This is a genomic window from Streptomyces olivaceoviridis (assembly GCF_014650115.1).
Taxonomy (GTDB): Bacteria; Actinomycetota; Actinomycetes; order Streptomycetales; family Streptomycetaceae; genus Streptomyces; species Streptomyces olivaceoviridis.
This window is the reverse complement of sequence record NZ_BMUI01000046.1, coordinates 17,433-44,238: the sequence shown is the minus strand read 5'-3', so window position 1 is coordinate 44,238 and position 26,806 is coordinate 17,433. Positions and strand designations below refer to the sequence as shown.

The window sequence follows — 26,806 nt, the reverse complement described above, 5'->3', positions numbered from 1 at the left end:
GGGTCCGCCCCGTCGTGGGGTCCGGCGTGACATCGCCGACCGAAAAGATCCCGAACTGCATGGTCGCTCACCTTCCAGGTTGTTGAGCGTTCAACTATACCCCTCCAACGGCCACCCCGTCCCGCATATTCCAGCCCCCTCCACCGCCCCCTCCCACACCCCCTCCCCAGCCCTTACGGCACCAGCACCACCCGCCCCCGCACGCCGCCCTCCGCCAGCCGGGCATGCGCCTTGACCGCGTCCTCCAGGGCGAACGTCCCGGCCACCCGCAGGGTCAGCACCCCCTCGTCCACCAGCCGGACCAGCTCGGCGAGCCGGACCCCGTCCGCCGTCACCGCCACGGCCCCCGTCCGCACCCCGCGCACCGACGCGGGGTACGCCCCCGGCCGCACCCCTATGTACGCGCCCCCGTCCCGCACCCACTCCAGCGCCGGCTCACCGAGCACCGCCGCGTCCAGCACCGCGTCCACGCTCCCCGGCTCGACGCCGTCGACCCCCTCGGCCCGCCCGGCCGTGAAGTGCGCGGCCCCCAGCGACCGCACCAGCTCCTCGTCGCCCGCCCGGGCGTGCCCGGTCACCTCGATCCCCCGGTGCGCGGCGAGCTGCACGGCGAAGGCGCCGACCGCACCCGCCGCCCCGGTCACCAGCAGTGACGCACCCGGCGCGAGGTCCAGCAGATCCAGCGCCTGGACGGCGGTCAGCCCGTTCAGCGGCAGCGTCCCCGCGTGCACGGCGTCCACCGCGGCCGGCGCCTTCGCCACCGCGTCCGCGGCCACGACGACGTACTCGGCGTGCGCGCCCAGCGGGTCGGACACCCCCGGCACCAGCGCCACCACCGGGTCGCCCACCTGCCAGGCGGCGGCCACCCCGACCGCGTCCACCGTCCCGGCCGCGTCCCAGCCGAGCCCGAGCGTCTTGCCGGCCCCGCCGAAGAACCCGGCGCGCACCCCGGCGTCCACGGGGTTCAGCGCGCCCGCGGCCACCTTGATCCGCACCTGCCCGGCCCCCGGCTCCGGCACCGGAACCTCGGCGATCTCCACCGCGTCCGGACCGCCGAACGCCCTCACCACAGCAGCACGCATGACAACTCTCCTCAGTCCTAAGGCAGTTGACGGATTCCGCGGCACCTTTCCGGCCGCACAACCCACCGTAGGAGAGCTACTATCCACAGGTAAGTAGTTACCTGAGAGTGCGTAGCCGACCCGGAGGAGAGCCCATGGCGACCATGACCGCCGCCCAGCGCCGCGAACAGGCCCGCGCCGACTACGACGCCTTCCTGCGCAACTGCCCCACCAACCAGCTCCTCGGGCGGCTCAGCGACAAATGGGTCAGCCTGGTCGTCGCCGCCCTCTCCACCGGCCCCCTGCGCTACAGCGACCTCGGCCGCAAGATCGCCGGCGTCAGCCCCAAGATGCTCACCCAGACCCTGCGCACGCTGGAGCGGGACGGCATCATCAGCCGCACGGTCACCCCGTCCGTCCCGGTCCGCGTCGACTACGCGCTCACCCCGCTCGGCACCGGCCTCGCCGGCCTGCTCACCGCCGTGAAGACCTGGGCCGAGACCCACTTCGACGAGGTCCACGAGGCCCGCGAACGCTACGACGCCGAGAACCCCGCCTGAGCCGACGGCCGCGCCCGCAGCCGGACCGCGACGGCGGTGGGGCCGTTGCGGCGCGGGATCAGCAGCACCTCCACCCGGTCGCCCCCCAGGCCCGCATCCGCCTGCCCTCACCCCTCCTCGCTCGCGACCGCACCGCCGTCTCCCCGGCCGCCGTACGGATGCCTGCCACGCGAGCCGCCCGCCAGGCGCCCTCCACCAGGTGACGCGCCCTCCCACCGGTGGCGCGGGAACGGCGTGCGAAGCTGCCCCCATGCCGATCCTCCGCTCCGCCGCCCTGTTCGTCGTCGCCGCGCTGTTCGAGATCGGCGGCGCCTGGCTGGTCTGGCAGGGCGTGCGGGAACACCGGGGCTGGCTGTGGATCACCGGAGGCGTCCTCGCCCTCGGCGCGTACGGCTTCGTCGCCACCTTCCAGCCGGACGCCCACTTCGGCCGCATCCTCGCCGCCTACGGCGGGATCTTCGTGGCCGGCTCGATCCTGTGGGGCGTCGTCGCGGACGGCTACCGCCCCGACCGCTGGGACATCACCGGCGCGCTGATCTGTCTCGCCGGGATGGCCGTCATCATGTGGGCGCCGAGAAACAGCGGCTGAGGCTCACTTACGCTGGACGGGACCGCTCGACCGACCGCCCAGCCGCACCCCCAGGAGCAGCCATGGCCACCGCCGCACCGTCCGCCGCCTCCCGCATCGCCGTCGTCACCGGCGCGAGCAGCGGCATCGGCGCCGCCACGGCCCGGCAGCTCGCCGCGGCCGGCTACCGCGTCGTCCTCACCGCCCGCCGCAAGGACCGCATCGAGGCCCTGGCCGAGGAACTGACCAAGGCCGGCCACTCCGCCGTGGCCTACCAGCTGGACGTCACCGACCGCGCCGCCGTGGACGAGTTCGCCACCGCCTTCGAGACGATCGGCGTCCTGGTCAACAACGCCGGCGGCGCCCTCGGCGCGGACCCGGTGGCCACCGGCGACCCGGCGGACTGGCGCACGATGTACGAGACGAACGTCATCGGCACCCTCAACCTCACCCAGGCGCTGCTGCCGAAGCTCGTCGCGAGCGGCGACGGCGTGGTCGTCGTCGTCTCCTCCACCGCCGGCCACGGCACCTATGAGGGAGGCGCCGGCTACGTGGCCGCCAAGCACGGTGCCCACGTCCTCGCCGAGACCCTCCGCCTGGAGATCGTCGGCCAACCGGTCCGCGTCATCGAGATCGCCCCCGGCATGGTCAAGACCGACGAGTTCGCGCTCACCCGCTTCGGCGGGGACACGGAGAGGGCCGAGAAGGTGTACGAGGGCGTCGCCGAGCCCCTCACCGCGGACGACGTGGCCGAGACGATCACCTGGGCGGTGACCCGCCCCAGCCACGTCAACGTCGACCTCCTGATCCTGCGCCCGCGCGCCCAGGCGTCCAACACGAAGGTGCACCGGGAACTGTGACGGACGAGAACTCCCCGACGGAGGACACCTTCGAGAAGCGGCGCCTGGCACAGGAGACGAAGAACGAACGCCAGGTCTGGTACTTCCTGGCCTACTTCCTCTTCGGCATCCACTTCATCGCGTTCGTCATGATCTACGCCGTACGGCACGCGAAGTAACCCGCCGGACCTGGGCGAACGCCGGCAGGTTCCGCGCGCCCCACACGGCGAAGGACGCGGCCGGACGCCCCAGGACCGCCTCCACGTCCGCGCTCGCCCTGCGCGGGCGCCGGCGACGACCTGCTCCGGCATGAACCGCGCCATTCCCGCGTGCGCCGCCTCACGGGACAGCTCGACGGAGGCCACCTCCTCGCCGAGGGCCGCGGCGATGACCTCGGCCTGCTCACGCGGGCTGATGGGCTCGGGCCCGGTCAGCTCGTACACCCGGCCGGTGTGCCGGTCCTCGCGCAGTGCGGCGGCGGCCACCGCGGCGATGTCCGCCGGGTCGACCACGGGCAGCGCGACATCGCCGAAGGGGGCGAAGACGGCGCGCTCGGCGCGGACCGCATCGGCCCAGGCGAGGGCGTTGGAGGCGAATCCGCCGGGGCCTGCTGCGCTGGCTGGACTCGCTGGAGCCAGGGGACGGGCGGGACGGGTAACCCACAAGGGCGAACCTCATCGATCACCGATCACCGCACGAACATCCGCCCTAGGCTCGCGCCACACGATCAACTCGACGGCCCTCGCCCGGGATGCCGGTCCCGGGCGAGGACCTGACCAGCAAGGAAGTGGAGGCTTCCCTGTGGCTGACCGCGAGCCTAACGCCCACCGGTTCATGGACCTCACGGTCCCCGAGTACGCGTACATGTTCGGGTTCTTGCAGGCGGATGGGCACTTGCACCAAGGGCCAGGACGGAAAGGCCGCCTGACGGTCGAACTCAATGTCAGGGACATCGACCTGCTGTACAGGTTCAAGCACCTGACGCCGTACAACAGCAGCGTCACCGAACGAGAGCGGTCCACGAACTACGCCGAGAATCAGCACTCGGCAACCTGGACGCTGTGTTCTTTGGAAGGCAGGACCAGGCTCAACGAGCTGGGCCTGCCGTACGGTAGGAAATCCAGGGCGATCGCTCCCCCGAACGGTGGTTTCGCAGAGCGCGACTACCTTCGCGGACTCATCGACGCCGACGGCTCACTGGGCTTCGCAGATCGCGGCTGGCCCATTCTCTCACTGACCACGTCAAGCACGGCCATCAGCACTTACGTGTGTTCCTATGCCCGGCAGGTCACTGGCGTGGAACGCACCGTCAACCGGAACACACGCGACGAGGTTTACAACATCCTGTACGCGAAGGAGGCTGCTCAGGACCTGGCAGCCGACCTGTACTACCCAGGCTGCATGTCGCTCGGGCGCAAGCAGGTCAAAGCGGACGCGATCGCATCCTGGAGGCGACCGCCCGACATGCGTGTCGTGCACTCGCGCCGCAACTGGACGGCCCAGGAGGACCTCACCCTGCTTCGTTCTCACGACATCACTGCGGTCGCCCACGAACTGGGCCGCACCGAGCAAAGCTGTCGCCTTCGCCTGTGGAGACTCCGCAACGGCCGGTTGCTGATGCCCAGCGAGCAATGACCGAATGACGAGGGGCCTCCGGCTCCAGTCGGGGCCCCTCGCGTCACCCCTTGACGCAGACGACCTGCTTCAGCTTCGCCACGACCTGGACCAAGTCCCGCTGCTGGTCGATGACCTGGTCGATCGACTTGTAGGCGCCCGGGATCTCGTCCACGACACCGGAGTCCTTCCGGCACTCCACGCCCCGGGTCTGCTCCTCCAGGTCCTTGGTCGAGAAGCGCCGCTTGGCAGCGTTCCGGCTCATCCGCCGACCGGCTCCGTGCGAGGCGGAGTTGAAGGCCAGTTCGTTGCCGAGTCCCTTCACGATGTAGGAACCCGTGCCCATCGAGCCCGGGATGATCCCGTACTCACCGGTGCCGGCCCGGATCGCTCCCTTACGGGTCACCAGCAGGTCCATGCCCTCGTACCGCTCCTCCGCCACGTAGTTGTGGTGGCAGGAGATCTCCGGCTCGAAGGTCGGCTTGGCCTTCTTGAACTCCTTGCGGATCACGTCCTTCAGGAGTGCCATCATGAGCGTGCGGTTGTACTTGGCGTACTCCTGCGCCCAGAACAGATCGTTGCGGTAGGCCGCCATCTGCGGGGTGTCCGCGACGAAGACGGCGAGGTCCCGGTCGACCAGGCCCTGGTTGTGCGGAAGTTTCCGAGCCACACCGATGTGGTGCTCGGCGAGTTCCTTGCCGATGTTCCGGGAGCCGGAGTGGAGCATGAGCCAGACCGAATTGTCTTCACTGATGCAAACTTCTGCAAAGTGATTCCCGGACCCGAGTGTCCCCATTTGTCCGATTGCTCGACCCTTGCGGAAGTGCACCGCCTCCGCGACCCCCTCGAACCGCCCCCAGAAGTCCTCCCACCCGGCCGTGGCCAGCCCGTGGAAGTCCCCCGGCTCCACGGGATCCTGGTGCATCCCCCGCCCCACCGGAATCACCTGCTCGATCCTCGACCGCAGTCGCGACAGATCCCCGGGCAGGTCGTTCGCCGTCAGGGACGTCTTCACCGCCGACATCCCGCAGCCGATGTCCACCCCGACCGCCGCCGGGCACACCGCGCCCCGCATCGCGATGACCGAGCCGACCGTGGCGCCCTTGCCGTAGTGCACGTCCGGCATCACGGCCAGGCCCTTGATCCACGGCAGGGTCGCCACGTTCTGGAGCTGGCGCAGGGCCACGTCCTCGACCGTCGCCGGGTCCGCCCACATCCGGATCGGGACCTTGGCGCCCGGCATCTCCACGTACGACATACGTTCCTCATTCCCCCGGAAGCGATAACAAAAGGCTTGGAAGCGGCAAAACGCAAAAGCGGCGCCAAGGTCGATGAAAAGGGACAAGGGACCGGCGTCCACGGCAGTGCGTGCGATACACATTGTCTCCAGGGGACGCCCCGCCGCGGCAAGCGAATAACCAGCGGGGACACTGGAGCACCAGCGATCGCACACCGTCGAGAGGAGCCCGACCGTGCAGCGGAAGGCGTACGTAACCGGCACCGCCGCCCTCCTCGCGGCGCTGCTGGCCGGCTGCACGAGCGGCTCCGGGGACAAGGGGCCGACGGACGACGCCAACCCGGGCGACGCCGGCTCGGCCACCGCAGCCGCCCAGCCCGGCAGGTACCGCACGCTCCCCGAGCCCTGCGGCGCGGTCGGCCACGACACCCTGGACGCGCTGCTGCCCGGCATCCAGCAGATCACCGACCCGGCACAGCGGGACAAGGCCTACCAGGGCGACGCCACGCTCACCTACGACACCGATCGCAAGGTCGGCTGCCACTGGAAGGTCGAGTCGGCCGCCGCCACGGACCGGCTGTCCGTCGACTTCGAGCGCGTGGTGTCGTACGACAACACGGTCAGCGACGACGACCAGGCGCAGAGGCTGTTCCTGGACAAGGAGACGGCCGCCGACCTCCCGGCGCCGGCGACCTCCTCGGCGCCACCCTCGTCCCCGACGCCCACCGCGTCCGCATCCGCGTCCTCGTCGGCGAAGGGCTCCCCGGGTGGTGCGGCCTCCCCGGGCTCGACGCGGCCCTCTTCCGCCAACTCCCCTGCTTCCTCGGGGTCCTCCGAGTCCTCCGACGCGTCCTCCGACGCGTCCTCCGGTGCGGCGTCCTCCGACCTCCAGCCGCGCGTGCTGACCGACCTCGGTGACGAGGCGTATCTGGACGACCGGCTCAGTACGTCCGGTTCGACGGCCGAACAGCGGACGGTGACTGTGGTGTTCCGCACGTCCAACGTCATCGTCACCATCCAGTACGAGGAGCAGCCGATGGCCATGGGAACGGTCCCCGACAGCAAGGAAATGCAGGACAGGGCCCGTAATCTGGCCTCTCGGCTGGATGACGCGCTGGGCGGCTGACGGTCTCGCCGGTCCCGTCCGCCCGCTCCCGCGAAGCGCGCGAACGGAAACCGCACAGGTCCTTCACCGCGTACCGTGGCCCCGCAGGAACCCGCACGAACACCGAGCGTCACGAGTGAAGGAACCATGCAGCGAGCAGCCCAGCGAGACGACCGTGCCCAGCGACACCAGCGAGCCATGCGCCTGCGCCGCGTTCTTGTCTGCGCGGCAGCCGTTCCCGCGGTTCTGATCACCGCGGCGTGCTCCTCCGACTCGGGTGACTCCAAGGCCGGGTCGAGTGGCGGGAGCGGCGGGCAGTCGGCGGGGAGCAGCAGTGCGCAGCCGTCGGTGAGCGCGTCGCCGACGGTGCAGGCGGCGGCGTACGGGAAGCTTCCCGACGCGTGCGCGGTGCTGTCGAAGAAGACGTTGGGCGATCTGGTCCCGAAGAGCGGCAAGTCCGGCAAGAAGGGCAGTTCGGACGAGCCGTCGTCGCGTGCCTCCTGCTCGTGGAACAGCCTGGACAACAACGGTGTCAAGGGCTCCCAGTTCCGCTGGCTGAACGTCTCGCTGCTCCGCTTCGACTCGGACGTCACGCGCGGCTCCGGTGACGACCAGGCGCACGCGTACTACGCCCGGCAGGTGAAGGACGCGCAGGCGGTGGACGGTGCGAAGAACACCAAGGCGACACCGCTGTCCGGCACGGGCGCGGAGGCGATGGCGGTGCGCTACGACCTGAAGAAGAAGGAAGGTCTGTTCAAGCAGCAGACGGTCGTGGCCCGGGTGGAGAACGTCGTCGTGACGGTCGACTACAACGGTGCCGGTCTCGCGGGTGAGAAGACGCCGGACGCCGACGACCTGACGAAGGCCGCGGAGAAGGCTCTGAAGGAGGCCGTGGCGTCGGTGTCGTCGGCCAACGGGGCCGGTGGTACCGCTACTTCGTCGGCGTCTCCCTCGAAGTCGGCGTCGTCTTCCGGGGCTCCGTCGAAGTCTCCGTCCAAGTCGGCCTCGGCCGACGCGTCCGCGTCCGCGTCGGCCGCGAAGGACAGCTGACCGGAGGGCTGTGGCGGCTGACGGAGGGCCGTGGCGGCTGACCGGCACCACGTTCGCCGTACACGTGTGCCACTCTGTTGCGCGCAACAACACGCAATGGGAGGGGAGTACGAGTGGCCGCGCCACTGCAGCTGACTCGGATGCACCGCGTGCTGATCGGCGTGGTCGTGACCGGCGCGTTGATCATCGCCGGCATCGGCTTCGCCGGTTCGTACGCGGCCGTCCGTGCGCTGGCCGTCAAGAAGGGCTTCGGGAACTTCTCCTATGTGTTCCCGGTGGGCATCGACGCGGGCATCTGTGTCCTCCTGGCCCTGGACCTGCTGCTGACCTGGATCCGGATCCCCTTCCCGCTGCTGCGCCAGACGGCGTGGCTGCTGACGGCGGCGACGATCGCGTTCAACGGCGCCGCCGCCTGGCCGGACCCGCTGGGTGTCGGGATGCACGCGGTGATCCCGGTGCTGTTCGTCGTGGCGGTCGAGGCGGCCCGGCACGCGATCGGCCGGATCGCGGACATCACGGCCGACAAGCACATGGAGGGGGTCCGCCTCACCCGCTGGCTCCTCTCTCCGGTGCCCACGTTCCTGCTGTGGCGCCGTATGAAGCTGTGGGAGCTGCGCTCCTACGACCAGGTCATCAAGCTGGAGCAGGAACGCCTGGTCTACCAGGCCCGCCTGCGGTCCCGTTTCGGCCGTGCCTGGCGCCGCAAGGCCCCGGTGGAGTCCCTGATGCCGCTGCGGCTGGCACGGTACGGCGTGCCCCTGGCGGAGACGGCCCCGGCGGGTCTGGCGGCGGCGGGCATCGAACCGGTGCTGCTGCCCCCGGCTCCCCAGCCGCAGCTGGAGGCGGCGGCACGCACCGCGGTCGCGGGCCCTCGTCCCGCCGGGGCGGTGCCCGTCCCCCGGCAGGCCGCGCCGCCGAGCGAGCAGCGGCCCGACGAGCCTCCGGTGGACGAGCAGAGCCCCTGGTTCCAGACTCCCCGGGAGGTGGAGTACCACGGCGGCTACGACCCCACCTACGACCCCATGCTCCAGGAACCCCAGTACGCCCCCGAGGAGCAGTACGAGGACTGGTACGAGGACCAGCCCAGGGAGCAGTTCCAGCAGCCGTCCCCGGAGGAGACCGGCAGCTTCCCCATTCCGGTGGGTCCGAACCGCACCCGTGAGCTGGGTGAGGGCGGGGGCACCCCCCAGCCGGACCCGACGGAGGAGGACTACTACCAGGTGTTCCGCAAGTCGATCGACGGCAGCTTCCCCACCCCGCACCAGTTCGGCGAGGCGGTGGAGGCGACGTACGGCATCACGCTGCCCTCGCGTGACGCCGACCGCATGGTCAACCGCTTCACCAACCGCTTCAACGCGGAGCTGGAAGAGGACCACATCGCGTGACGGCATGAAGAAGGGGCCCTCCGCCGGCGGAGGGCCCCTTCTTCATGCCGTTTGCTCGCCTTACTCGCCGAGCAGGCGCCGCACCCGGTCCTGTCCCACGGCCAGCAGCAGCGTGGGCAGCCGGGGCCCGGTGTCGCGGCCGACGAGCAGGTGGTACAGGAGAGCGAAGAACGTCCGCTGAGCGGTCTTGATCTCGGCGGGCAGTTCCTTGGGCGTGGCGTCGGCGGAGAACCCGGCCTGGACCTTGGGCACGCCGTACACGAGGTGGGTCAGTCCGTCGAGCGACCAGTGGTCGGCGAGTCCGTCGAGCAGCAGGCGTACGGACTGCTGGGAGGCCTCGTCGAGGGACTTCAGCAGCTCGGCGTCGGGCTCGTCGCGCACGATGGTCCGCTGGTCGGCGGGGACGTGCGTGTTGATCCAGGCCTCGGCCCTGTCGTACCGGGGCCGTACCTCGTCCAGTGAGGCCAGCGGCTGCTCCGGGTCGAGCTCGGAGAGGATGCGCAGGGCCTGGTCCTCGTGTCCGGCGGTGATGTCGGCGACGGACGCGAGCGTGCGGTACGGCAGCGGTCGCGGCGTCTTCGGCAGCTCACCGGCGGCGGTGCCGACGGCGCGGGTGTACGCGGCCACGTCGCCGGGCAGGGCGGAGTCCTCGGTGACCTTGGCGGCGAGCTTGTCCCACTCGTCGTAGAGCCGCTGGATCTCCTGGTCGAAGGCGATCTTGAAGGACTGGTTGGGCCGGCGGCGGGCGTACAGCCAGCGCAGGAGCTGCGGCTCCATGATCTTCAGCGCGTCGGCCGGGGTCGGGACCCCGCCCCGCGAGGAGGACATCTTCGCCATGCCGGAGATGCCGACGAAGGCGTACATGGGGCCGATGGGCTGCTCGCCGCCGAAGATGCCGACGATCTGGCCGCCGACCTGGAAGCTGGAGCCCGGCGAGGAGTGGTCGACCCCGCTGGGCTCGAAGATCACGCCCTCGTAGGCCCAGCGCATCGGCCAGTCGACCTTCCAGACCAGCTTGCCGCGGTTGAACTCGCTGAGCCGGACGGTCTCGGCGAAGCCGCAGGCGGTGCAGGTGTACGACAGCTCGGTGCTGTCGTCGTCGTAGGAGGTGACCGTCGTCAGGTCCTTGCCGCAGTTGCCGCAGTACGGCTTGTACGGGAAGTACCCGGCGGAGCCGGAGCTGCCGTCGTCCTCGGACGCGGCGCCGGAGCCCTCCTCGGCCTCCAGTTCGGCCTCGTCCAGGGGCTTCTGCTGCTGCTTCTTCGGGGCCTTCTTCGTGCGGTACTGGTCGAGGATCGCGTCGATCCCGTTCCGGTGCTTCATGGCGTGCAGGATCTGCTCGCGGTAGGCGCCGGAGGTGTACTGCTCGGTCTGGCTGATGCCGTCGAACTCGACGCCGAGCTGGGCCAGCGACTCGATCATCGCGGCCTTGAAGTGCTCGGCCCAGTTCGGGTGCGGCGAGCCCTTCGGCGCGGGGACGGAGGTCAGCGGCTTGCCGATGTGCTCGGCCCAGGACTCGTCGATGCCGGCGACGCCGGCCGGGACCTTGCGGTACCGGTCGTAGTCGTCCCAGGAGATCAGGTGCCGGACCTCGCGGCCACGGCGGCGGATCTCGTCGGCGACGAGGTGCGGGGTCATGACCTCGCGGAGGTTGCCGAGGTGGATCGGACCGGAGGGGGAGAGTCCGGACGCGACGACGACCGGTTTGCCCGGGGCCCGGCGCTCCGACTCCTCGATGACCTCATCCGCGAAACGGGAGACCCAGTCGGTGGTCTCGGTGCTCTGAGCCACGATCGGCACGTCCTTCTTTCTGAACGGGGTGACACTCCATTCTCACAGACCGGATCGCGCCCGGGAAAACGGCTTTACCCCCCGTGGGATACTGGCTGGGTCTATCCATCCCCACGAGGAGAACGGCACCCACTCCTATGGCCTCGGTCACGTCCCTCAGCGACAACGTCCAGCAGCACCTCGCGTCCGCCCTCTCGGCCACCCTGCCCGAGGCCGCCGGCGCGGACCCGCTGCTGCGACGAAGCGACCGGGCCGACTTCCAGGCCAACGGCATCCTGGCCCTGGCCAAGAAGGCGAAGGCGAACCCCCGGGAGCTGGCGACCCAGATCGTCTCCCAGGTGGTGACCGGTGACGTGATCAAGGACGTCGAGGTCTCCGGGCCCGGCTTCCTGAACATCACGATCGCGGACAAGGCGATCACCGGGAACCTGGCCGCGCGGTACGCGGACGAGACGGGCCGCCTCGGCGTGCCGTACGCCGAGCAGCCCGGCACGACGGTGATCGACTACGCGCAGCCGAACGTGGCGAAGGAGATGCACGTCGGTCACCTGCGCAGTGCGGTGATCGGCGACTCGGTGGTGCAGCTGCTGGAGTTCACCGGCGAGAACGTGGTCCGCCGGCACCACATCGGCGACTGGGGCACCCAGTTCGGCATGCTCATCCAGTACCTGGACGAGCACCCGCACGAGCTGGACCACAAGGACGCCCGGGTGACGGGTGAGGAGGCGATGTCGAACCTCGACCGCCTCTACAAGGCCGCGCGGAAGAAGTTCGACTCCGACGAGGAGTTCAAGACGCGGGCCCGGCGCCGGGTGGTCGACCTCCAGGCCGGGGACGAGCACACGCTCGCCGTGTGGCAGAGGTTCGTGGACGAGTCGAAGATCTACTTCTTCTCCGTCTTCGAGAAGCTGGACATGGAGATCCGGGACGCGGACATCGTCGGCGAGTCGGGGTACAACGACATGCTGGCCGAGACCTGCCGCCTGCTGGAGGAGTCGGGCGTGGCCGTCCGCTCCGAAGGCGCGCTCTGCGTCTTCTTCGACGACATCAAGGGCCCGGACGGCAACCCGGTCCCGCTGATCGTGCAGAAGTCCGACGGCGGCTACGGCTACGCGGCCACCGACCTCTCCGCGATCCGCGACCGCGTCTTCAACCTCAAGGCGAACACCCTGCTCTACGTGGTGGACGCCCGGCAGGCCCTGCACTTCCGGATGGTCTTCGAGACCGCCCGCCGGGCCGGCTGGCTGAACGACGACGTGACGGCGGTGCAGCTGGCCTTCGGCACGGTCCTCGGCAAGGACGGCAAGCCGTTCAAGACCCGTGAGGGCGAGACGGTCCGCCTGGTCGACCTGCTGGACGAGGCGATCGACCGCGCCTCGGCCGTGGTCCGGGAGAAGGCGCAGGACCTGTCCGAGGAGGAGATCGCCGAGCGGGGCGCCCAGGTGGGCATCGGCGCGGTGAAGTACGCGGACCTGTCGACGTCGGCGAACCGGGACTACAAGTTCGACCTGGACCAGATGGTCTCGCTGAACGGCGACACGTCCGTCTACCTCCAGTACGCGTACGCCCGTATCCAGTCGATCCTGCGCAAGGCCGGCGAGGTCTCCCCGGCGGCCCACCCGGAGCTGGCCCTGGCGGACGCCGAGCGTGCCCTCGGCCTGCACCTGGACTCCTTCGCGGAGACGGTCCGGGAGGCGGCCACGGAGTACGCCCCGCACAAGCTGGCGGCGTACCTGTACCAGGTGGCGTCGCTGTACACGTCGTTCTACGACAAGTGTCCGGTGCTGCGCGCCGAGACCCCGGCGCAGGTGGAGAACCGCCTCTTCCTGTGCGACGTCACGGCCCGCACCCTGCACCAGGGCATGGCCCTGCTGGGCATCCGTACGCCCGAGAAGCTCTGACGCCGTGCGCGCTCGGTCCCGCGTCCCGCGATCCCCGGGGCGCGGGGCTGCCGGTCGTGACAACTCGCAGCCGTTTCAGTACGGTTGGTTGCCCGCCGGGAGACTCTGGCGGGCGTGGGGCGGTGGCATCGGGGGGCTCGTTGGTCGTGGTGATCTCGCCTGAATTAGGTTCCGTTCGTCCCGGGACCTCCCTGTCGGTCTTGCACGGCCATCGGATCCGATGGCCGCGATGATCACCGCCCAGGGCTCACTGACCGCCGAGAACCTGCTGGGGCAGGCCGATGGGGCGACCGCCCTGTGGCGTGCGAAAGCGATCGACGCGGGCGGCAATCCGCACCTGGAAGAACGCGCGGTGGTGCTCCCCGCCGCGGCGAGGGCGGCCACTGCCTGGTTGTCCGCGCCCCCGGGGCTGCACAACCTTCCCGCCGCCAAGGACGGTCTGATCGGCCGGACGGACGCTCTGCGGGGGCTCCGTGAGTCGCTGACGTCCGGCGCGGGCGTCATCTGTCAGGCCGCGGCCGTCCACGGCCTCGGCGGTGTGGGCAAGACGACACTGGCCCTCCACTACGCGCACGCGCACCTCGGCGACTACTCGCTGGTGTGGTGGATCACCGCCGAGAGCGAGGAGCAGATCGCTTCGGCTCTCGCCGATCTGGCCGTTCGCGTCTACCCGGACTGGGCGCTGGGCGCCGGTGCCAGGGAGCGCACCGAGTGGGCCGTGAGGTGGCTGCAAGCCCACCCCGGCTGGCTGGTCGTCTACGACAACGTCAACGAGCCGCTCCACGTCAACCCGTACCTCAGCCGGCTCTTCGGTCACGGCCACCAGCTCGTCACGAGCCGCCGACGAGCCGGATGGCGGGCTGGTACGCACCTGGTGAGCCTCGATGTGCTGTCCCCGCACCTGGCCGTCGACCTGCTGTGCACCGTGGCGTTCCCCGATCGCCGCCCGACCGCGGCGGAGCGGAGGCAGGCCGGCCTGCTGGCGTCGGACCTGGGGCATCTCCCCCTGGCCCTGGCACAGGCCGCGGCCTACGTGCGCGAGACCGGCACGTCCTTCGCCTCCTACCGCTCGAAGCTGGTCGCGACCGCGGGTGACGCGCTGGAGACGGCGGCACCGTCCGAGGGTCTGGACCGGGCCATCACGCAGATCTGGCTCACCAGTTCGCGAGCGATCGGCGAGCGCTGCCCGGTCGCTGTGGACCTGTTGATGGCACTGGCCTGGTACGCGCCCGAGGCGCTCCCGCTGCGGGTACTCCTGTCGTTGGCGGACAGTGAGGCCGAGGCACGGACCGCCGTCGAGATGCTGGCCGACTACAACCTGGTCAGCGTGGCCGGGGACTCCGTCTCGCTGCACCGGCTGATGCAGAAGACCCTCCGTGCCGCGGCTTCCGTCAGGGCGGCCGACATCCGCGGTCGTGCCGAACGGGCCCTGGCCGGGGCGCTCCCCGACACGTCCGCCCTGGGCGGCGAGGCGGAGCGGGGAGTCTGGCAGCGCTGGCTTCCGCACGTGCAGGCGCTGGCGCAGACCGGGCCTGCGAGCACCCCCCGCCACGAAGTGACCGAGATGTACCGGCGCGCGGCCGACGAACTCGTCGCCCGTGAGCAGCATGTGCTGGCCATCCCCCTGGTCGAGCGCGTGGTCGAGAACCAGCTTCGGCTGCTGGGCGCGGACGACAGCGCCACCCTCGCCGACCAGGACCGTCTGGCCGAGCTGCACGCGAAGGCAGGTGACCCGGCCAAGGCCGTGCGGCTGTGCCAGGAGGCATTCCGCGACCGCTTGCGGTTGTCGGGCGGGGACGCGGCATCGACGCTGGCCGGCAGGCACAGGCTCGCGTACGCGTACCGGAAGGCCGGCGACGTCCTGGCCGCCGTGCGCGAGTTCGAGGCCGTGGTCGCGGACCGCCGGCGCGTCCTCGGTGACAACCACCCCGACACCCTCACCAGCCGCAACGACCTGGCCTACGCGCGTCAGATGGCAGGTCGCTACCGGCGTGCGGTGGAGGAGTTCGAGGCCGTGGTCGCGGACCGCCGGCGCGTCCTCGGCGACGACCACCCCGACACCCTCACCAGCCGTAACAACCTGGCCTACGCGCACCTCAGGGCCGGCGACCACCAGCTCGCACTGCGGCTGTACGAGCAGGCGGTGGCCGACCGGGAGCGGGTCCTGGGCACCGACCATCCCGACACCCTGACGAGCAGGGGATGGCTGGCCTCCGCCCATGAGGCGGCGGGCGACCGACAGCAGGCCGTCTCCCTGTACACGGCCCTGCGGGCCCAGCGCGGACGGATCCAGGGCGAGGACCATCCGGAAACGCTGAAGACACGCCAGAGCCTGGCGTACGCCCTGATGGACGCCAAGGGCCCCGCCGCGGCCCTCCCGGAGTTCGCGTCCCTGGCCGAGGACAGCGAACGGTGCCAGGGCCCCGACCATCCCGACACGCTCGACTACCGTGAGGACATCGCCTACGCCCACCGGGCCCTCGCGGACTACGCGCAGGCGCTCGCGGAGTACGAGCACCTGGTCGAGGACTACGCCAGGGTCCGGGGCCCGGAGCACCCCGAGACGCTGTCCACGCGCAACGCCCTCGCCTACGCCCGGCAGCTGGCCGGGGACCACCCCAGGGCGATCGTGGAGCTGCAGGACCTCCTCGACGACCGCACCCGCGTCCAGGGGGAGGACCACCTCGCCACACTGACCGCCGCCGAGAACCTCGCCTACGCGTACCAGGCCGCTTCCGAGTACGACCAGGCCATCGCCCTGTACGAGCGCGTCCTGCGCGACCGGACCCGGATCATGGGTGACGACCACCCCCGGGTCCTCGACACGCGGTGGAGCCTGGCCCGCTGCCGTCAGCTGGCGGGTTTCCCGGAGCGTGCCGTTTCCGAGCTCCGCGCCCTGGTGGCGGACCAGGTACGCGTCCTGGGCCCCGGGCACCGGGAGGTGTACCTCACGCGCCGGGCGCTGGGCGGGGCGCACTCCGCCGCCGAGGACCACGCCGCGGCGATCAGCCTGTTCCAGGAGCTCCTCGAAGAGATGGAGCGCGCGCTGGGGGCGGATCACCAGGACGTCCTCAACACCAGGGGCTGGCTGGCCGAGGCGTACCGGCTGGCCGGCGAGTACTACCGTTCGGTCTCCGCGTGGGAGGCACTCGTCGCGGACCGTCGGCGGCTCCAGGGAGCCGACCACCCCTCTCTGCTGGAGGCCAGGCACCAGCTGGCCTGGTCGCTGCGGTCCGCCTGCGAATACCGGCGCGCGATCGAGATCCACGAGGACGTCCTCAGGGACCGCGTCCGGCTCCACGGCGCGGACAGCCGGATCACCCTGATCGCACGCAACGAGGTGGCGCTCGGCCACAAGTACGCGGGTCATCACCAGCGCGCGATCGACGAGTTCACCTCGCTCCTGGCCGATTACCGGCGGGTGTTCGGCGAAGACCATCCCGACACCCTCGTGGTCTGCGCGAACCTCGCCCACGCGTACGCGGCGGCCGAACGCCACGGCGAGGCCAGGTCCCTGTTCGAGGACGTGATCAGCCGGTGGACCCGCCTCAAGGGGGAGGATCACCCGCAGACGCTGGACGCCCGTCGAAGCCTCGCCCAGTCGTACGGCGACGCCGAGGAGTACCGGCTCGCGCTCGCCGAGTTCGAGGCGATCTGGACCGCCCGGACACGGCTGAACGGGGCCGATCACCCCGACTCCCTCGACGCCCTCGACGATCTGGCCGCCGCCTGCCGTGACGCGGGCGAGTACCAGCGGGCGGCGCTTCTGTCCCAGCGGATCGTCGACGACTGGGAGCGGCTGCGGCACCCGGACCATCCCAAGACGTTGCTCGCCCGCAGGTGGCTGGCCCTCGCGCACCAACTTGCAGAGGAACACAGCCGGGCCATCGCCGAGTCCGAAGCGCTCGTGGCGGACCGCGAACGCGTCCAGGGCCCCCTCCACCTGGCCACGATCGTCGCCGGGGAGACCCTCGCCAACGCCTGCCGGAGCGCGGGCGAACACGAACGGGCCGTTCGGGTCCGCGAGCACTGGCTGGCCCGGCGGCTCCAGGTCCAGGAACGCGACCATCCCCAGGTCCTCACCTCACGGCACTGGCTGGCCCGCACACGGCTCGACGCCGACGACTTCGCCGGCGCCCTGCGCGATGCCGTGGCGGTGGTGGCGGACCTGGAGCGCACCCTGGGGGCCTCCCACCTCGACACGCTCAACGCCCGGGTCTCCCTCGCCCTGCTGCGTCAGCGGTCGGGCGAGACCGCGGAGGCCATCCGCCTGTCCGAACGGCTCGTCGCCGACTGCGTCCGCTTCCTGGGGCCTGATCACCCGCTCACGTTCACGGCACGGGGCAGGCTCGCGTTCGCCCACCGCGCGGCCGGGCACTTCGCCCAGTCCGTCCTGCTCCAGCGGGAACGGCTGGCCGATCTCTTACGGGTGCGGGACGCCGACCACCCCAGCGTGCTCAGCGCACGCGACGCGCTCACCCGGGTGCTCCGGCTCCGCGGTGCCTACAAGGAGGCCGTGGGCGAACTGGACTCGCTGGTCGCCGACGGCTTCCGGCTGCACAGTCCCCTGCACCCCAGTACCGTCGCATGGCGAGTGGACCTGGCCTTCGCGTGCCGGGACGCGGGTGATCACTGGCGGGCGATCGCGGTCATGGAGGAGTTGCTCCGCGACTGCCGTGCCGTCCTGGCGGAGGACCACCCCACGACCCTGCACGCCCGCGCCCGTCTCGCGCTGCTGGCCACCGAGTTCGGCCCGCCGAGGCGAGCGGTGGCCCAGTTCGAACGGCTCGTCGACGACGCGGCGAGGGTGTACGGCCCGCACCATCGCGTCCCGCTCCAGTTACGGGACCACCTGGCCTACGCGCTGCTCCAGGCGGACGACCCCGAGGGGGCCCTCGCCGTCCAGCGGGCGTCGCTCGCCGACCGGGCCCGGCTGCTGGAACACTCGGGGTTCCCCAGCACTCCCGAGGGCATCGCCGAGGCTCACCGGCGAGCGGCGGACGGCGGCGTCGACGACCGTGCCAGGTCGGTCGTCATGGTGTGCCTGGAACGTGCCGACGACGGCTGTCCCACCTGGACGGAGAGCCTGGCCCGCGCGATGGCCGAAGCGGGCGACGCCGAAGGAGCCGAACGGCTGCTGCGGGCGGTGCACGCCGGACGGGAACACGTCCTCGGCCCCGACGCTCCGGAGACGCTGGACAGCCTGACCATGCTGGCGTTCGTCCGCGCGGAGGCGGGACAGCACGACGCGGAGCCGTCCCACGACGCGTTGCTGACGCGCTGGGAGCGGGTGCTCGGGCCGGACCATCCACGCCTGGAGGCGCTCCGCGCCCAGCTGGCCCGGCTGCGGCCCGCCTGGCTGCCCCGCATGACCCTCCTGGACGACCCGGGCGTCGGAACCGAAGCGGCCATCGAGGTGTGGCTGGAACGCTCCGGGGGCACGGCGGCGCCGGAACTGCCGTCGCTGCTGTTGGTGGCGGGAGCGCGCACGGCAGCGGTGATCGAGCCGGCCGCACAGGAGTACACGGCCGGGGGCGAGCCGGCCCGTTTCGGCTTCACCGCCAAGGAACCCGGCGCGCATCGCGTCCGTTTCACCGTCTACGACCAGGAGTACGGCTTCGTCCTACAGGACCTGGAGGCGACCGTTCACGTCCCCGCACCCCCTGTCCCGAGTTCCCCGGGGAGAGACTGACCGACCATGCCCCAGGACCTGACCGTCGACATACGCAGCAATCCCTCGCTCGACTACACGGTGCTGCCACGGCAGCGCACCGGCTCGGACAAGAACCCGTCGCGCAGTGAGCCGCTGGATCTCAGCGTCGTGCTGCGCCAGGTCCACGGAGGCGACCTCGATCTGCTGATCCTGGGATCGGCTGTGCCCCGGGTGCGCACCCGGTCGCCTCGTGCCTCCCTTTCCATCACGGCCCCGACCCTGGTGCGGAAGGCCGCGAGACTGCGGACGATGTGGCGGGACCGCCTGGTCTGCCACACGGAGACGATCGACGGAGAGGTCCGCTACCCGCTCGCCGAGTCCGCGGACCTGTCCGCGCACGCCGGTCTGATGGACCGGTTGACGGGCGAGATGGCCGATGAGGGCGCCTACCTGCTCGACTGCCTGCTCGGCGGCGACACCCACGAGGAGCGCTCGCTGCGGGCTCTCTTCACGGACATCCTGGGCAGCGAGCGGGCGCTGCGGATCAGCTTCGACTCGGACATCTATCTGCCCTGGCCCATGCTCTCCCTGGACCCGAGGGACCACGGCGGGCCGTGGGGCTCCTTCCTCGGCCACCGGCACCAGATCGAACAGACCGGCGGCACCTGGCCGGAGTACGACTTCCCCTGGGGCGCCCGGGCCCAGGCGATCACCAGCCTCAACACCGACACCCAGCTGGACTCGGTCGGCAGAGCACCCGACGTGCGCAAACTGCTGGAGGAACGCTCCCGGCTGACCGTGCGCACCGAGGCCGGCCCGCTCCTGGAAGCGTTGTCCGGTGCGCATTTCGACGAGGACCTCATGTACTTCTGGTGCCACGGTCATTTCGTCGACAACGGTTCGCCCCATCCGCACCTGGTGCTCCGGCTCTCCGACGAGCAGCACATCGACGCCGACAGCATCGAACTCAGGCGCAGGCGCATCGACTACACCGCGCGCACCCGCTTCAAGCCGTTCGTCCTGCTCAACGCCTGCCACGCGGGACAGCCGGCTGCCGCTCCCCAGTTGGAACACCTCGGCCAGGCCCTCATCAAGTTCGGGGCCGACGGTGTGCTGGGACCGCAGATCGAGATACCCCAGGACTTCGCGAGCGAGTACGCGTACGAGTTCCTGAACCTCTACCTGAGCGGGAACCACACGGCCGGAGAGATCAGCCTGCAACTGGTACGCCGGTTCGCCGAGGGCTTCCGCAACCCCCTCGCCCTCACCTACTCGCTGCACTGCGGCCTCGACAGCAGACTGGACCTCTCCTCGTGACCCGCGCGCCGGCGGACCCCAGGCCCTTGCCACGGCCCGCGGAGATCGACCTGGACGAACAGGGCAGGATCCAGGTTCCGGGCACCCGCGTGCCGGTACCGGCCCCGAGGGTCCGCGAGCATCTGGAACGCCATCTGCGGATCCCGGCCTGGGCGAGCGACATATACGTGTACGTCCACGGCTGGCAGACCGCGCCCGGCACGGCGACCCAGACCGCGGCGCGGCTGCTGCGGCACGCGCTGGACCTGCGGTCCGCCCGGCCAGGGCTGTATCCGGGCGTGACCGCGGGCTACCGGCCCTGGTGCGTGGTGGTCCGCTGGCCCTCCTCCAGCCTGCCCTCCCTGCGGGGCTACCGCAGGATCCGGGACCGGGCGCACGCGATGAGCGCCCAGGGCGCCGGCCAGGCGCCCTACGTACTCGCCCACCTGCTCGGCTACCTGGACGACCGGCGCGCCCATCCGGCCCACCCCTCGGTCCTGGCCAACCGCGCGGGGCAGTACCTGCACCTCGTGGGACATTCCTTCGGCGGACGGTTCCTCTGCGAGGCGGTGCAGCGGGCGGCCGAACGACCGCCGCGCCCCCCTGTCCTCGGCTGGAGCACCCCCCGGGACCCCCGGCAGCCCTTCACGGTCGACAGCATGCTGATCTTCCAGATGGCCGCTCCCCGCGACGCGTTCCTCCGCCACTTCCCCAGGCTGTTCCCCTCCGGGGAGACCCTGGGCGCGCCGCTCCGGGGGCCGCTCGTCCTGACGCATTCCCGCTGGGACCGGGCCACGGGCTTCTGGCACCTGCGCGCGGAGGGAGCCCCCGGCATCGGGCACTCCGGTGCCGGTGCCGCTCCGGTGCTCCCGTTCCCGACCCGGCTGCTCCCCACGAACGCCGTGTATCCGCAGCAGGCACTGGACCACCGCATCGTCAACGTGGACGCCGGCTGGCTCTACCGGGGCGGCAGGCTCACCCGGCTCGCCCCCGCGGGCGCCCACTCGGACTTCCAGCGGGCCGAGTCCGCCCATCTGTTGCTCACACTGGCGGAACGCTCCCGCTGACGCCCGTCGGCCGCGCCGGTTCCTGGGCCGCGTTCTCCTCGGCGAGCTCCCGCGCCCGCCGCGCCAGTGCCTCCCGTACGACGGCCGGGGCGAGGACGCGCAGGGGGGTGGCGAGGCCCAGCAGGTAGCGGGCGAGGCCGTCCGGGTCCGGGCCGCCGATGTCCACGACGGTGGCGTCCGGGCCGTCGGCGCGGTGGGTGCCGACGGTGGGGGGTACGACCCGCAGCGCGTCCGCCATGGGCAGCGGCAGCCGGATGGTGGCCGACATCGGGTAGGGGCCGTTGGCGGTGTTGCGGGAGACGAGGTGGGCCGGGTCCGGCGGGTCGGTGATCTCCACGGGCCGGCCGGTGGGCTGGAGCCGTTCGACCCGGTCGGCCCGGAAGGTCCGCCAGCCCCGGGCCACGTCCCGGGCGACGAAGTACCAGCGCCGGCCGGTGTGGACGAGCCGGTAGGGATCGACGTCCCGGACCGTGTGCCGGTCCTGTCCGTCGCGGTACGACAGCCGGGCCCGCTCACCGCGCCGGCAGGCGGCGGCCAGCTCCAGCAGCATACCGGGCCGGATGCGTGGCTCTTCGGGCCAGTCGAGCCGTACGAGGGCGTCGTCCCACTCCGCCAACCGCTCGGCGATCCGGGGCGGCAGCACCTGCCGCAGCTTCAGCAGCGCGGACAGGGCCGCCTGGTCGCCGCCCAGCGCGCCGCCGAGCGCCGTCCCCCGCAGCCCCACCGCCACGGCCAGCGCCTCCTCGTCGTCCAGGATGAGCGGAGGCACCCGCGAGCCCGCCCGGAGCCGGTAACCGCCCCAGGGACCGGCGTCGGAGTCGACGGTGTACCCGAGTTCCCGCAGCCTGGCGATGTCCCGCCGGACCGTGCGGTCGGTGACGGCCATGCGCCCGGCCAGCTCGGCACAGGTCCAGGAGGGCCGGGCGGCGAGCAGCGCGAGCAGGCGGAGCAGGCGGGCGGAGGCGCTGAGCACGGGCGGAAGTTTTCCACACGGGTCCGCACGACCAGGACCGTATCTGTCCGGGTCACGTCCTACGGTCGTCCCCATGAGCACAGACACCGCTTCCGCACCCGTCTTCCGCTACGCCGCCGTCACCTTCGACTGCGCCGACCCGGTCGAACTGTCCCGTTTCTACGGCGAGATGTTCGGCCTCTCCGTCGCCTACACCTCCGACGACTTCGTCTTCCTGGGCGGCAAGGACGGCGCGCCGGGCCTGGGCTTCAACCGCCTGGCCGACTACCGCCGCCCCACCTGGCCGGACCCGGCCCGGGAGAAGCAGGCCCACATCGAGGTGGGTGTGGACGACCTGGACACGGCCGAGGAGCGGCTGCTGAAGCTGGGCGCGACCAAGCCGGAGACCCAGCCGCAGCCGGACCGCTGGCGGGTCCTGCTGGACCCGGCGGGGCACCCGTTCTGCATCACGACCCTGGTCTGACACCGGCCCGGACGCCCGGCCCGCCAGGGCGACCGCGCAGCTCAACGGCGTTGTCAGTGGCGGGCTTTACAGTCACCGGTATGGCGACTCTTCCCAACCCGCTGCCCAAGCTGGCCACCGACCCCAGTGGGCGTTCCCTCGGCCTCCGGCTGCCGCCCGGCAGGCTGGTGGACGAGACGGACGACGGACGCTGGCACGAGCCCCTGCTGTGGCACGCGGAGAAGCCCTCCTCGCCCGGCACCTGGAAGGCGCTGGGTGCGCCGGCGTCCCGTGCCGGGCTGCTGCCGGTGCTGGTGGACCTGGCCGGCTGCCGGGCCGGGGTCGAGGACTGGGTGCTGTTGCCGGGCGAGGCGTCGTACCCGGGGGACCACGAGGCCGAGGAGGTGCTGTCGGAGTACTGGGCGGAGGAGACCGACGGGTACGCCGGCGAGGAGACCGAGCCGTTCGGCGTCCAGTGGCCGGGGCTCGCGTCCGCCGGGCTCCTGGCCGCCGATCCGGAGAGCCGGGCCGCGCAGGTCGCCGACGCGCTGCACCAGGACCCGAGCACATGGGCCGAGTGGGTGGAGGAGCCGCACCTCGCCCTCGTGCCGGCCCGCCGGTCCGCCGACATACCGGCGGCGATCGGCTGGACCGGCACCCTGGACCAGGAAGGCGACGTGGCCCGGGTCTGCGCGGTGCTGCGGTCGTGGGAGGACCGGTTCGGGGTCCGGGTGGTGGCGCTCGGGCCGGACGCCCTGGTGGTGTCCGTCGCGGCGCCGCCCACCGCCCTCCACGTCGCCGAGGTGCTGGCGGCCGAGCACTACGCCCTGTGCCCGAACGCCGTGGTGCAGAGCGGCCCGGGGAGCGTGGGGGCGTACGCCAAGGAGCTGGTCGGCGCCACGAGCTGGTCCTTCTGGTGGGAGTGAACCGGCGGCGTCAGTTCGCCTCCGACGCCGGTCCCCACTTCTCGCCGCCGAGGGGGAAGGCGTAGGCGGGCCGGCCGTTGCTGCCGCTGGTGCGGAACGGCCGGCCGGCGTCGTCGACCACCAGCGTGCCGTGCCGGTTCCCGCTGGACCAGGACAGCTCCAGGTACCAGCTGACGTCGTAGGCGGACGCGTCCGCGGTGACGTAGAAGACCTCGGGGTCGGACCGGCTCACCTTGAACGGGAAGTCCCGGCTCCCGGCCTCCGGTACGGGCGCGGGGCGCATCGCGTCCAGGGCGACGGTGAAGGAGTGGGTCGGCACACCGCCGCCGCAGCCGACGCCGGGATAGCCCATGGCGTAGTCGTTCCAGGCGAGCGGGGACCGCTTGCCCGCCATGCGCACGGACAGCTTCTCCAGGACGACGGTCTCCTCGCCGGTGCCCTGCACGGTGAAAGTGACGAACTGCTCCCCCGCCGAGACCGCCTTGTGCACGTCCACCCAGGCGGGCGCGTCCTGCTCCAGCGGCGGCGGGGCGACGGCGGTGGGCGGCCGGTCGATCAGGTAGTGCTGGGAGCAGGGGCTCTCCCAGCTGAAGGGGTGCGTGGTGACCGTGAGGGGCGGGGCGGCCGTCGTCCGGTCGGTCGTGGCGGCGGCCGAGCCGCCCGCCGGGGTTCCGCTGCGACCGGCCGGGGCCTCGGGCGAGGGGGAGGCGGAGCGGGTGGCGGACCGGTGCGGCGCCGGGCTCCCGGCCGTCGGCACCGGCGACGCGCTGTCCCGGGCGGCGGCTCCCCAGGTGGCCGCGGCGCCCTTGGCGTCCCGGCCGTCCCGCTCTCCGTCCCCGGAGTGCCCGGGGGGCAGGTTCAGTACGACCGCCACGGTGCCGAGCAGAGCGGTGACGGTCAGGGCGGCGAGGAGGGCGGCGGGACGGCGGCGCCGGCGCCCGGCAGGCACCGCCGCCACCGGCTGGGCTTCGGGTCCGGCCGACGGGGCCCGCACCGCCCCGGGCTCAGGCTCAGGTCCGGCCACGGGCACCGGCTCGGGTTCGGGTTCAGCCACCGGCTCCGTCACCGGCGACGGCTCCTTCCGGCCCCGCCAGGCGTCCGCCAGCACCCACCGCCGGTGCAGCTCCACGAGTTCCTCGGGCGTGGCCTTGCACAGCCGGGCGAGCCGCTCCACGGGCGCGTAGTCCGCCGGTACGGCGTCCCCGTTGCAGTACCGGTGGAGCGTCGACGTACTCATGTGCAGCCGCTTGGCGAGCGTGCCGTAGCTGTGCCCGGAGCGGTCCTTCAACTCCCGCAACAGCTCGGCGAAACCGCTCTCGGACGTGCCTCCCGACACCGTTTCTCCGTCCCCCTCGTCCCACCCCGGCATTCCAGGGAGGGGCTGTTCCCGCAGGTCAAAGCCGGTGTGGGCGTTCCAGCGTCCCGGATTCCCGGCCGCTGCTGGCCGCCGGGACGGACCCGCCCACAGGCTGAGGTCATCCAAGCACGCCAACCGGCCCAGCCCGAAAGAGGACTTGCCATGCGAATGCGCCATATCCGTCTGCTCGCCGCCACCGGCACCGCCGTCGCCGCCCTCGCGCTCACGGCGTGCGGCGGCAACGGGACCGGCACCGAGGACGAGGGCGCCGCCCTGCCGACGCCCCCCACGACGTCGGCGGAGAAGGCCGCGTCGGAGAAGGCCGCGTCGAAGACGCCCCAGGCCGGCACCGGCGGCCGTACGGCGAACGGCACGCCCGTGGCCCGTACCCACACACCCGACGCACGGCCGAGCGCCTCCCCCGCCCCGCGCGGCACCCAGGGCGGCACCGGCACTTCCGGCGGCTCCGGCACCTCCGTGGTGCTGTGCAACGGCGCGAACACGACCGTCACCGCGCAGCCGGTCGCCCGGCCCCTCAACCACATGCTCATCACCGTGAAGAACACCGGCGGCAGGACCTGCGAGCTGCCGTACTACCCGGTACTCCGCTTCGACCAGATGCAGTGGGTACCGCAGGCGGACCGGGACACCCAGCCGCAGGCCGTGGTGTCCCTGGCGCCCGGCGAGTCGGGGTACGCGGGTGTGCTGCTGTCGGCCGCCGACGGCAGCGGCACCGGCGGGACGACGGCCCGCAAGCTGACCGTGGGCTTCCAGGGCCTCGGCCCGAACAGCAGTGGCGGCCCGTCCGCGACGCCGTCCCTCCCGGCCAAGGGCGTCTACTACGACAGCTCGCTGAAGGTGACGTACTGGCAGCAGGAGATGGACGACGCCCTCAACTGGTGAACGGGGAACGGCGCAGCTTCTGGGCCACCTCGGTGGCCCAGTAGGTGAGGATGTTGCGCGCCCCGGCCCGCTTGATGCCGGTCAGGGACTCGAAGATCGCCCGGTCCCGGTCGATCCAGCCCTTCTCGGCGGCGGCCTCGATCATCGAGTACTCGCCGGAGATCTGGTAGGCGGCGACGGGCACGTCCACGGCGTCCGCGACCCGGGCGAGGACGTCGAGGTAGGGGCCGGCCGGCTTGACCATCACCATGTCGGCGCCCTCGGTGAGGTCCAGCTCCAGTTCCCGCAGGGACTCGCGCCAGTTGGCCGGATCCTGCTGGTAGGTCTTGCGGTCGCCCTGGAGCGAGGAGGCGACGGCCTCGCGGAAGGGGCCGTAGAAGGCCGAGGAGTACTTGGCGGTGTAGGCGAGGATCGCGACGTCCTCACGGCCGATCTGGTCCAGCGCGTCCCGGACGACGCCGATCTGGCCGTCCATCATCCCGCTGGGGCCGACGACATGGGCGCCTGCGTCGGCCTGCACCTGGGCCATCTCGGCGTACCGCTCCAGGGTGGCGTCGTTGTCGACGCGCCCCTCGGCGTCCAGCACCCCGCAGTGCCCGTGGTCGGTGAACTCGTCCAGGCACAGGTCGGACATGACGAGCAGGTCGTCGCCGACCTCGGCCCGGACGTCCCGCAGGGCGACCTGGAGGATCCCGTCCGGATCGGTGCCGACGGTGCCCTGGGCGTCCTTCTTGGCCTCCTCCGGCACGCCGAACAGCATGATCGCGGAGACCCCGGCCTCCACGGCCTCCAGCGCGGCCTTCTTCAGGCTGTCCCGGGTGTGCTGCACGACGCCGGGCATCGCCGCGACCGGCACCGGCTCGCTGACGCCCTCCCGGATGAACGCCGGGAGGATGAGGTCGGCGGGGTGCAGCCGGGTCTCGGCGACCATGCGGCGCATGACGGGGGTGGTGCGCAACCGTCGGGGACGCGTACCGGGGAAGGATCCGTACTTCGTCATGCCCCCTACGCTACGCCCGCCGGGCCTGCGCCTTTGCCGACGCGGTGTCGGACGCGGCAGCCCCCGGGCACGGTCGGG

21 protein-coding genes and 1 pseudogene are annotated in these 26,806 nt (G+C 71.7%); 15 read left to right on the top strand and 7 right to left on the bottom strand.

What is annotated here, in order from left to right:
* Positions 1-173 precede the first annotated feature (173 nt).
* Positions 174-1,082: an NADP-dependent oxidoreductase gene (locus IE273_RS40515; RefSeq protein WP_189820113.1), complete on the bottom strand. Its 909-nt coding sequence runs from the start codon at positions 1,080-1,082 to the stop codon at positions 174-176.
* Positions 1,083-1,216: 134 nt separating this feature from the next.
* Here IE273_RS40515 and IE273_RS40510 point away from each other — a divergent pair, with 134 nt between their 5' ends.
* From IE273_RS40510 to IE273_RS40495, 4 genes are all read left to right on the top strand, one after another.
* Positions 1,217-1,621 carry a winged helix-turn-helix transcriptional regulator gene (locus IE273_RS40510; protein WP_189820112.1) on the top strand — a complete coding sequence of 135 codons (405 nt, stop codon included), beginning with the start codon at positions 1,217-1,219 and terminating at the stop codon, positions 1,619-1,621.
* Positions 1,622-1,871: 250 nt separating this feature from the next.
* Entirely contained in the window at positions 1,872-2,210 is a 339-nt protein-coding gene (locus IE273_RS40505; RefSeq protein ID WP_189820111.1) for a YnfA family protein, read from the top strand.
* A gap of 62 nt (positions 2,211-2,272) precedes the next feature.
* Positions 2,273-3,049 carry an SDR family NAD(P)-dependent oxidoreductase gene (locus IE273_RS40500; protein ID WP_189820110.1) on the top strand — a complete coding sequence of 259 codons (777 nt, stop codon included), beginning with the start codon at positions 2,273-2,275 and terminating at the stop codon, positions 3,047-3,049.
* Positions 3,046-3,207 carry a hypothetical protein gene (locus IE273_RS40495; RefSeq protein WP_189820109.1) on the top strand — a complete coding sequence of 54 codons (162 nt, stop codon included), beginning with the start codon at positions 3,046-3,048 and terminating at the stop codon, positions 3,205-3,207. The genes IE273_RS40500 and IE273_RS40495 overlap by 4 nt, the downstream gene beginning before the upstream one ends.
* Here IE273_RS40495 and IE273_RS44405 read toward each other — a convergent pair.
* A pseudogene (locus tag IE273_RS44405) lies at positions 3,176-3,633 on the bottom strand (Rossmann-fold NAD(P)-binding domain-containing protein); the annotation flags it as partial. The gene IE273_RS40495 and the pseudogene IE273_RS44405 overlap by 32 nt on opposite strands.
* 196 nt (positions 3,634-3,829) lie before the next feature.
* Between IE273_RS44405 and IE273_RS40490 the strand changes: the two are divergent.
* Positions 3,830-4,663: an SANT/Myb-like DNA-binding domain-containing protein gene (locus IE273_RS40490; RefSeq protein ID WP_189820108.1), complete on the top strand. Its 834-nt coding sequence runs from the start codon at positions 3,830-3,832 to the stop codon at positions 4,661-4,663.
* A gap of 43 nt (positions 4,664-4,706) precedes the next feature.
* Here IE273_RS40490 and IE273_RS40485 read toward each other — a convergent pair whose 3' ends face one another.
* Positions 4,707-5,900: an RtcB family protein gene (locus tag IE273_RS40485; protein ID WP_189820107.1), complete on the bottom strand. Its 1,194-nt coding sequence runs from the start codon at positions 5,898-5,900 to the stop codon at positions 4,707-4,709.
* A gap of 214 nt (positions 5,901-6,114) precedes the next feature.
* Here IE273_RS40485 and IE273_RS40480 point away from each other — a divergent pair, with 214 nt between their 5' ends.
* From IE273_RS40480 to IE273_RS40470, 3 genes are all read left to right on the top strand, one after another.
* The gene (locus IE273_RS40480; RefSeq protein ID WP_189820106.1) at positions 6,115-7,005 is read left to right on the top strand and encodes a DUF3558 domain-containing protein; all 891 of its coding nucleotides are present in this window, start codon (positions 6,115-6,117) and stop codon (positions 7,003-7,005) included.
* A gap of 126 nt (positions 7,006-7,131) precedes the next feature.
* Positions 7,132-8,034, top strand: coding sequence for a DUF3558 family protein (locus tag IE273_RS40475; protein ID WP_189820105.1), 903 nt, complete (start codon positions 7,132-7,134; stop codon positions 8,032-8,034).
* A gap of 140 nt (positions 8,035-8,174) precedes the next feature.
* Positions 8,175-9,419, top strand: a complete 1,245-nt coding sequence (locus tag IE273_RS40470) for a DUF2637 domain-containing protein (RefSeq protein WP_189820115.1) — start codon at positions 8,175-8,177, stop codon at positions 9,417-9,419.
* 60 nt (positions 9,420-9,479) lie between these two features.
* On the opposite strand, the gene lysS is transcribed toward IE273_RS40470, so the two are convergent.
* Positions 9,480-11,219, bottom strand: coding sequence for a lysine--tRNA ligase (gene lysS / locus IE273_RS40465; RefSeq protein WP_189820104.1), 1,740 nt, complete (start codon positions 11,217-11,219; stop codon positions 9,480-9,482).
* Between the two features lie 128 nt (positions 11,220-11,347).
* Between lysS and argS the strand changes: the two genes are divergently transcribed.
* The 4 genes from argS to IE273_RS40445 all read left to right on the top strand — a co-directional run bounded on the left by argS (position 11,348) and on the right by IE273_RS40445 (position 21,127).
* Positions 11,348-13,111 carry an arginine--tRNA ligase gene (gene argS, locus IE273_RS40460; protein ID WP_189820103.1) on the top strand — a complete coding sequence of 588 codons (1,764 nt, stop codon included), beginning with the start codon at positions 11,348-11,350 and terminating at the stop codon, positions 13,109-13,111.
* 229 nt (positions 13,112-13,340) lie between these two features.
* Positions 13,341-18,803, top strand: coding sequence for an FxSxx-COOH system tetratricopeptide repeat protein (gene fxsT / locus IE273_RS40455; RefSeq protein ID WP_229888076.1), 5,463 nt, complete (start codon positions 13,341-13,343; stop codon positions 18,801-18,803).
* Positions 18,804-18,809: 6 nt separating this feature from the next.
* Positions 18,810-20,081: a CHAT domain-containing protein gene (locus tag IE273_RS40450; RefSeq protein ID WP_189820101.1), complete on the top strand. Its 1,272-nt coding sequence runs from the start codon at positions 18,810-18,812 to the stop codon at positions 20,079-20,081.
* Positions 20,082-20,107: 26 nt separating this feature from the next.
* A complete protein-coding gene (locus IE273_RS40445; protein ID WP_189820100.1) occupies positions 20,108-21,127 on the top strand; it encodes an alpha/beta hydrolase in 1,020 nt (339 codons plus the stop codon).
* On the opposite strand, the gene IE273_RS40440 is transcribed toward IE273_RS40445, so the two are convergent.
* Positions 21,102-22,100 (bottom strand): helix-turn-helix transcriptional regulator, encoded by a 999-nt coding sequence (locus tag IE273_RS40440; protein WP_189820099.1) that lies wholly within the window; start codon positions 22,098-22,100, stop codon positions 21,102-21,104. The two genes, IE273_RS40445 and IE273_RS40440, sit on opposite strands and share 26 nt — an antisense overlap.
* Before the next feature lie 73 nt (positions 22,101-22,173).
* Here IE273_RS40440 and IE273_RS40435 point away from each other — a divergent pair, with 73 nt between their 5' ends.
* Positions 22,174-22,563 carry a VOC family protein gene (locus tag IE273_RS40435; RefSeq protein ID WP_189820098.1) on the top strand — a complete coding sequence of 130 codons (390 nt, stop codon included), beginning with the start codon at positions 22,174-22,176 and terminating at the stop codon, positions 22,561-22,563.
* A gap of 80 nt (positions 22,564-22,643) precedes the next feature.
* A complete protein-coding gene (locus IE273_RS40430) occupies positions 22,644-23,468 on the top strand; it encodes a DUF4253 domain-containing protein (RefSeq protein ID WP_189820097.1) in 825 nt (274 codons plus the stop codon).
* A 10-nt stretch (positions 23,469-23,478) separates the two neighbouring features.
* Here IE273_RS40430 and IE273_RS40425 read toward each other — a convergent pair whose 3' ends face one another.
* Positions 23,479-24,804, bottom strand: a complete 1,326-nt coding sequence (locus IE273_RS40425; RefSeq protein WP_229888075.1) for a transcriptional regulator — start codon at positions 24,802-24,804, stop codon at positions 23,479-23,481.
* Between the two features lie 189 nt (positions 24,805-24,993).
* Here IE273_RS40425 and IE273_RS40420 point away from each other — a divergent pair, with 189 nt between their 5' ends.
* Positions 24,994-25,728 carry a DUF4232 domain-containing protein gene (locus IE273_RS40420; RefSeq protein ID WP_189820114.1) on the top strand — a complete coding sequence of 245 codons (735 nt, stop codon included), beginning with the start codon at positions 24,994-24,996 and terminating at the stop codon, positions 25,726-25,728.
* Here the strand turns inward: IE273_RS40420 and hemB are convergent.
* On the bottom strand, positions 25,718-26,728 hold the full coding sequence (gene hemB, locus IE273_RS40415) for a porphobilinogen synthase (protein WP_189820095.1): 1,011 nt from the start codon (positions 26,726-26,728) through the stop codon (positions 25,718-25,720). The two genes, IE273_RS40420 and hemB, sit on opposite strands and share 11 nt — an antisense overlap.
* Between the last annotated feature and the right edge of the window lie 78 nt (positions 26,729-26,806).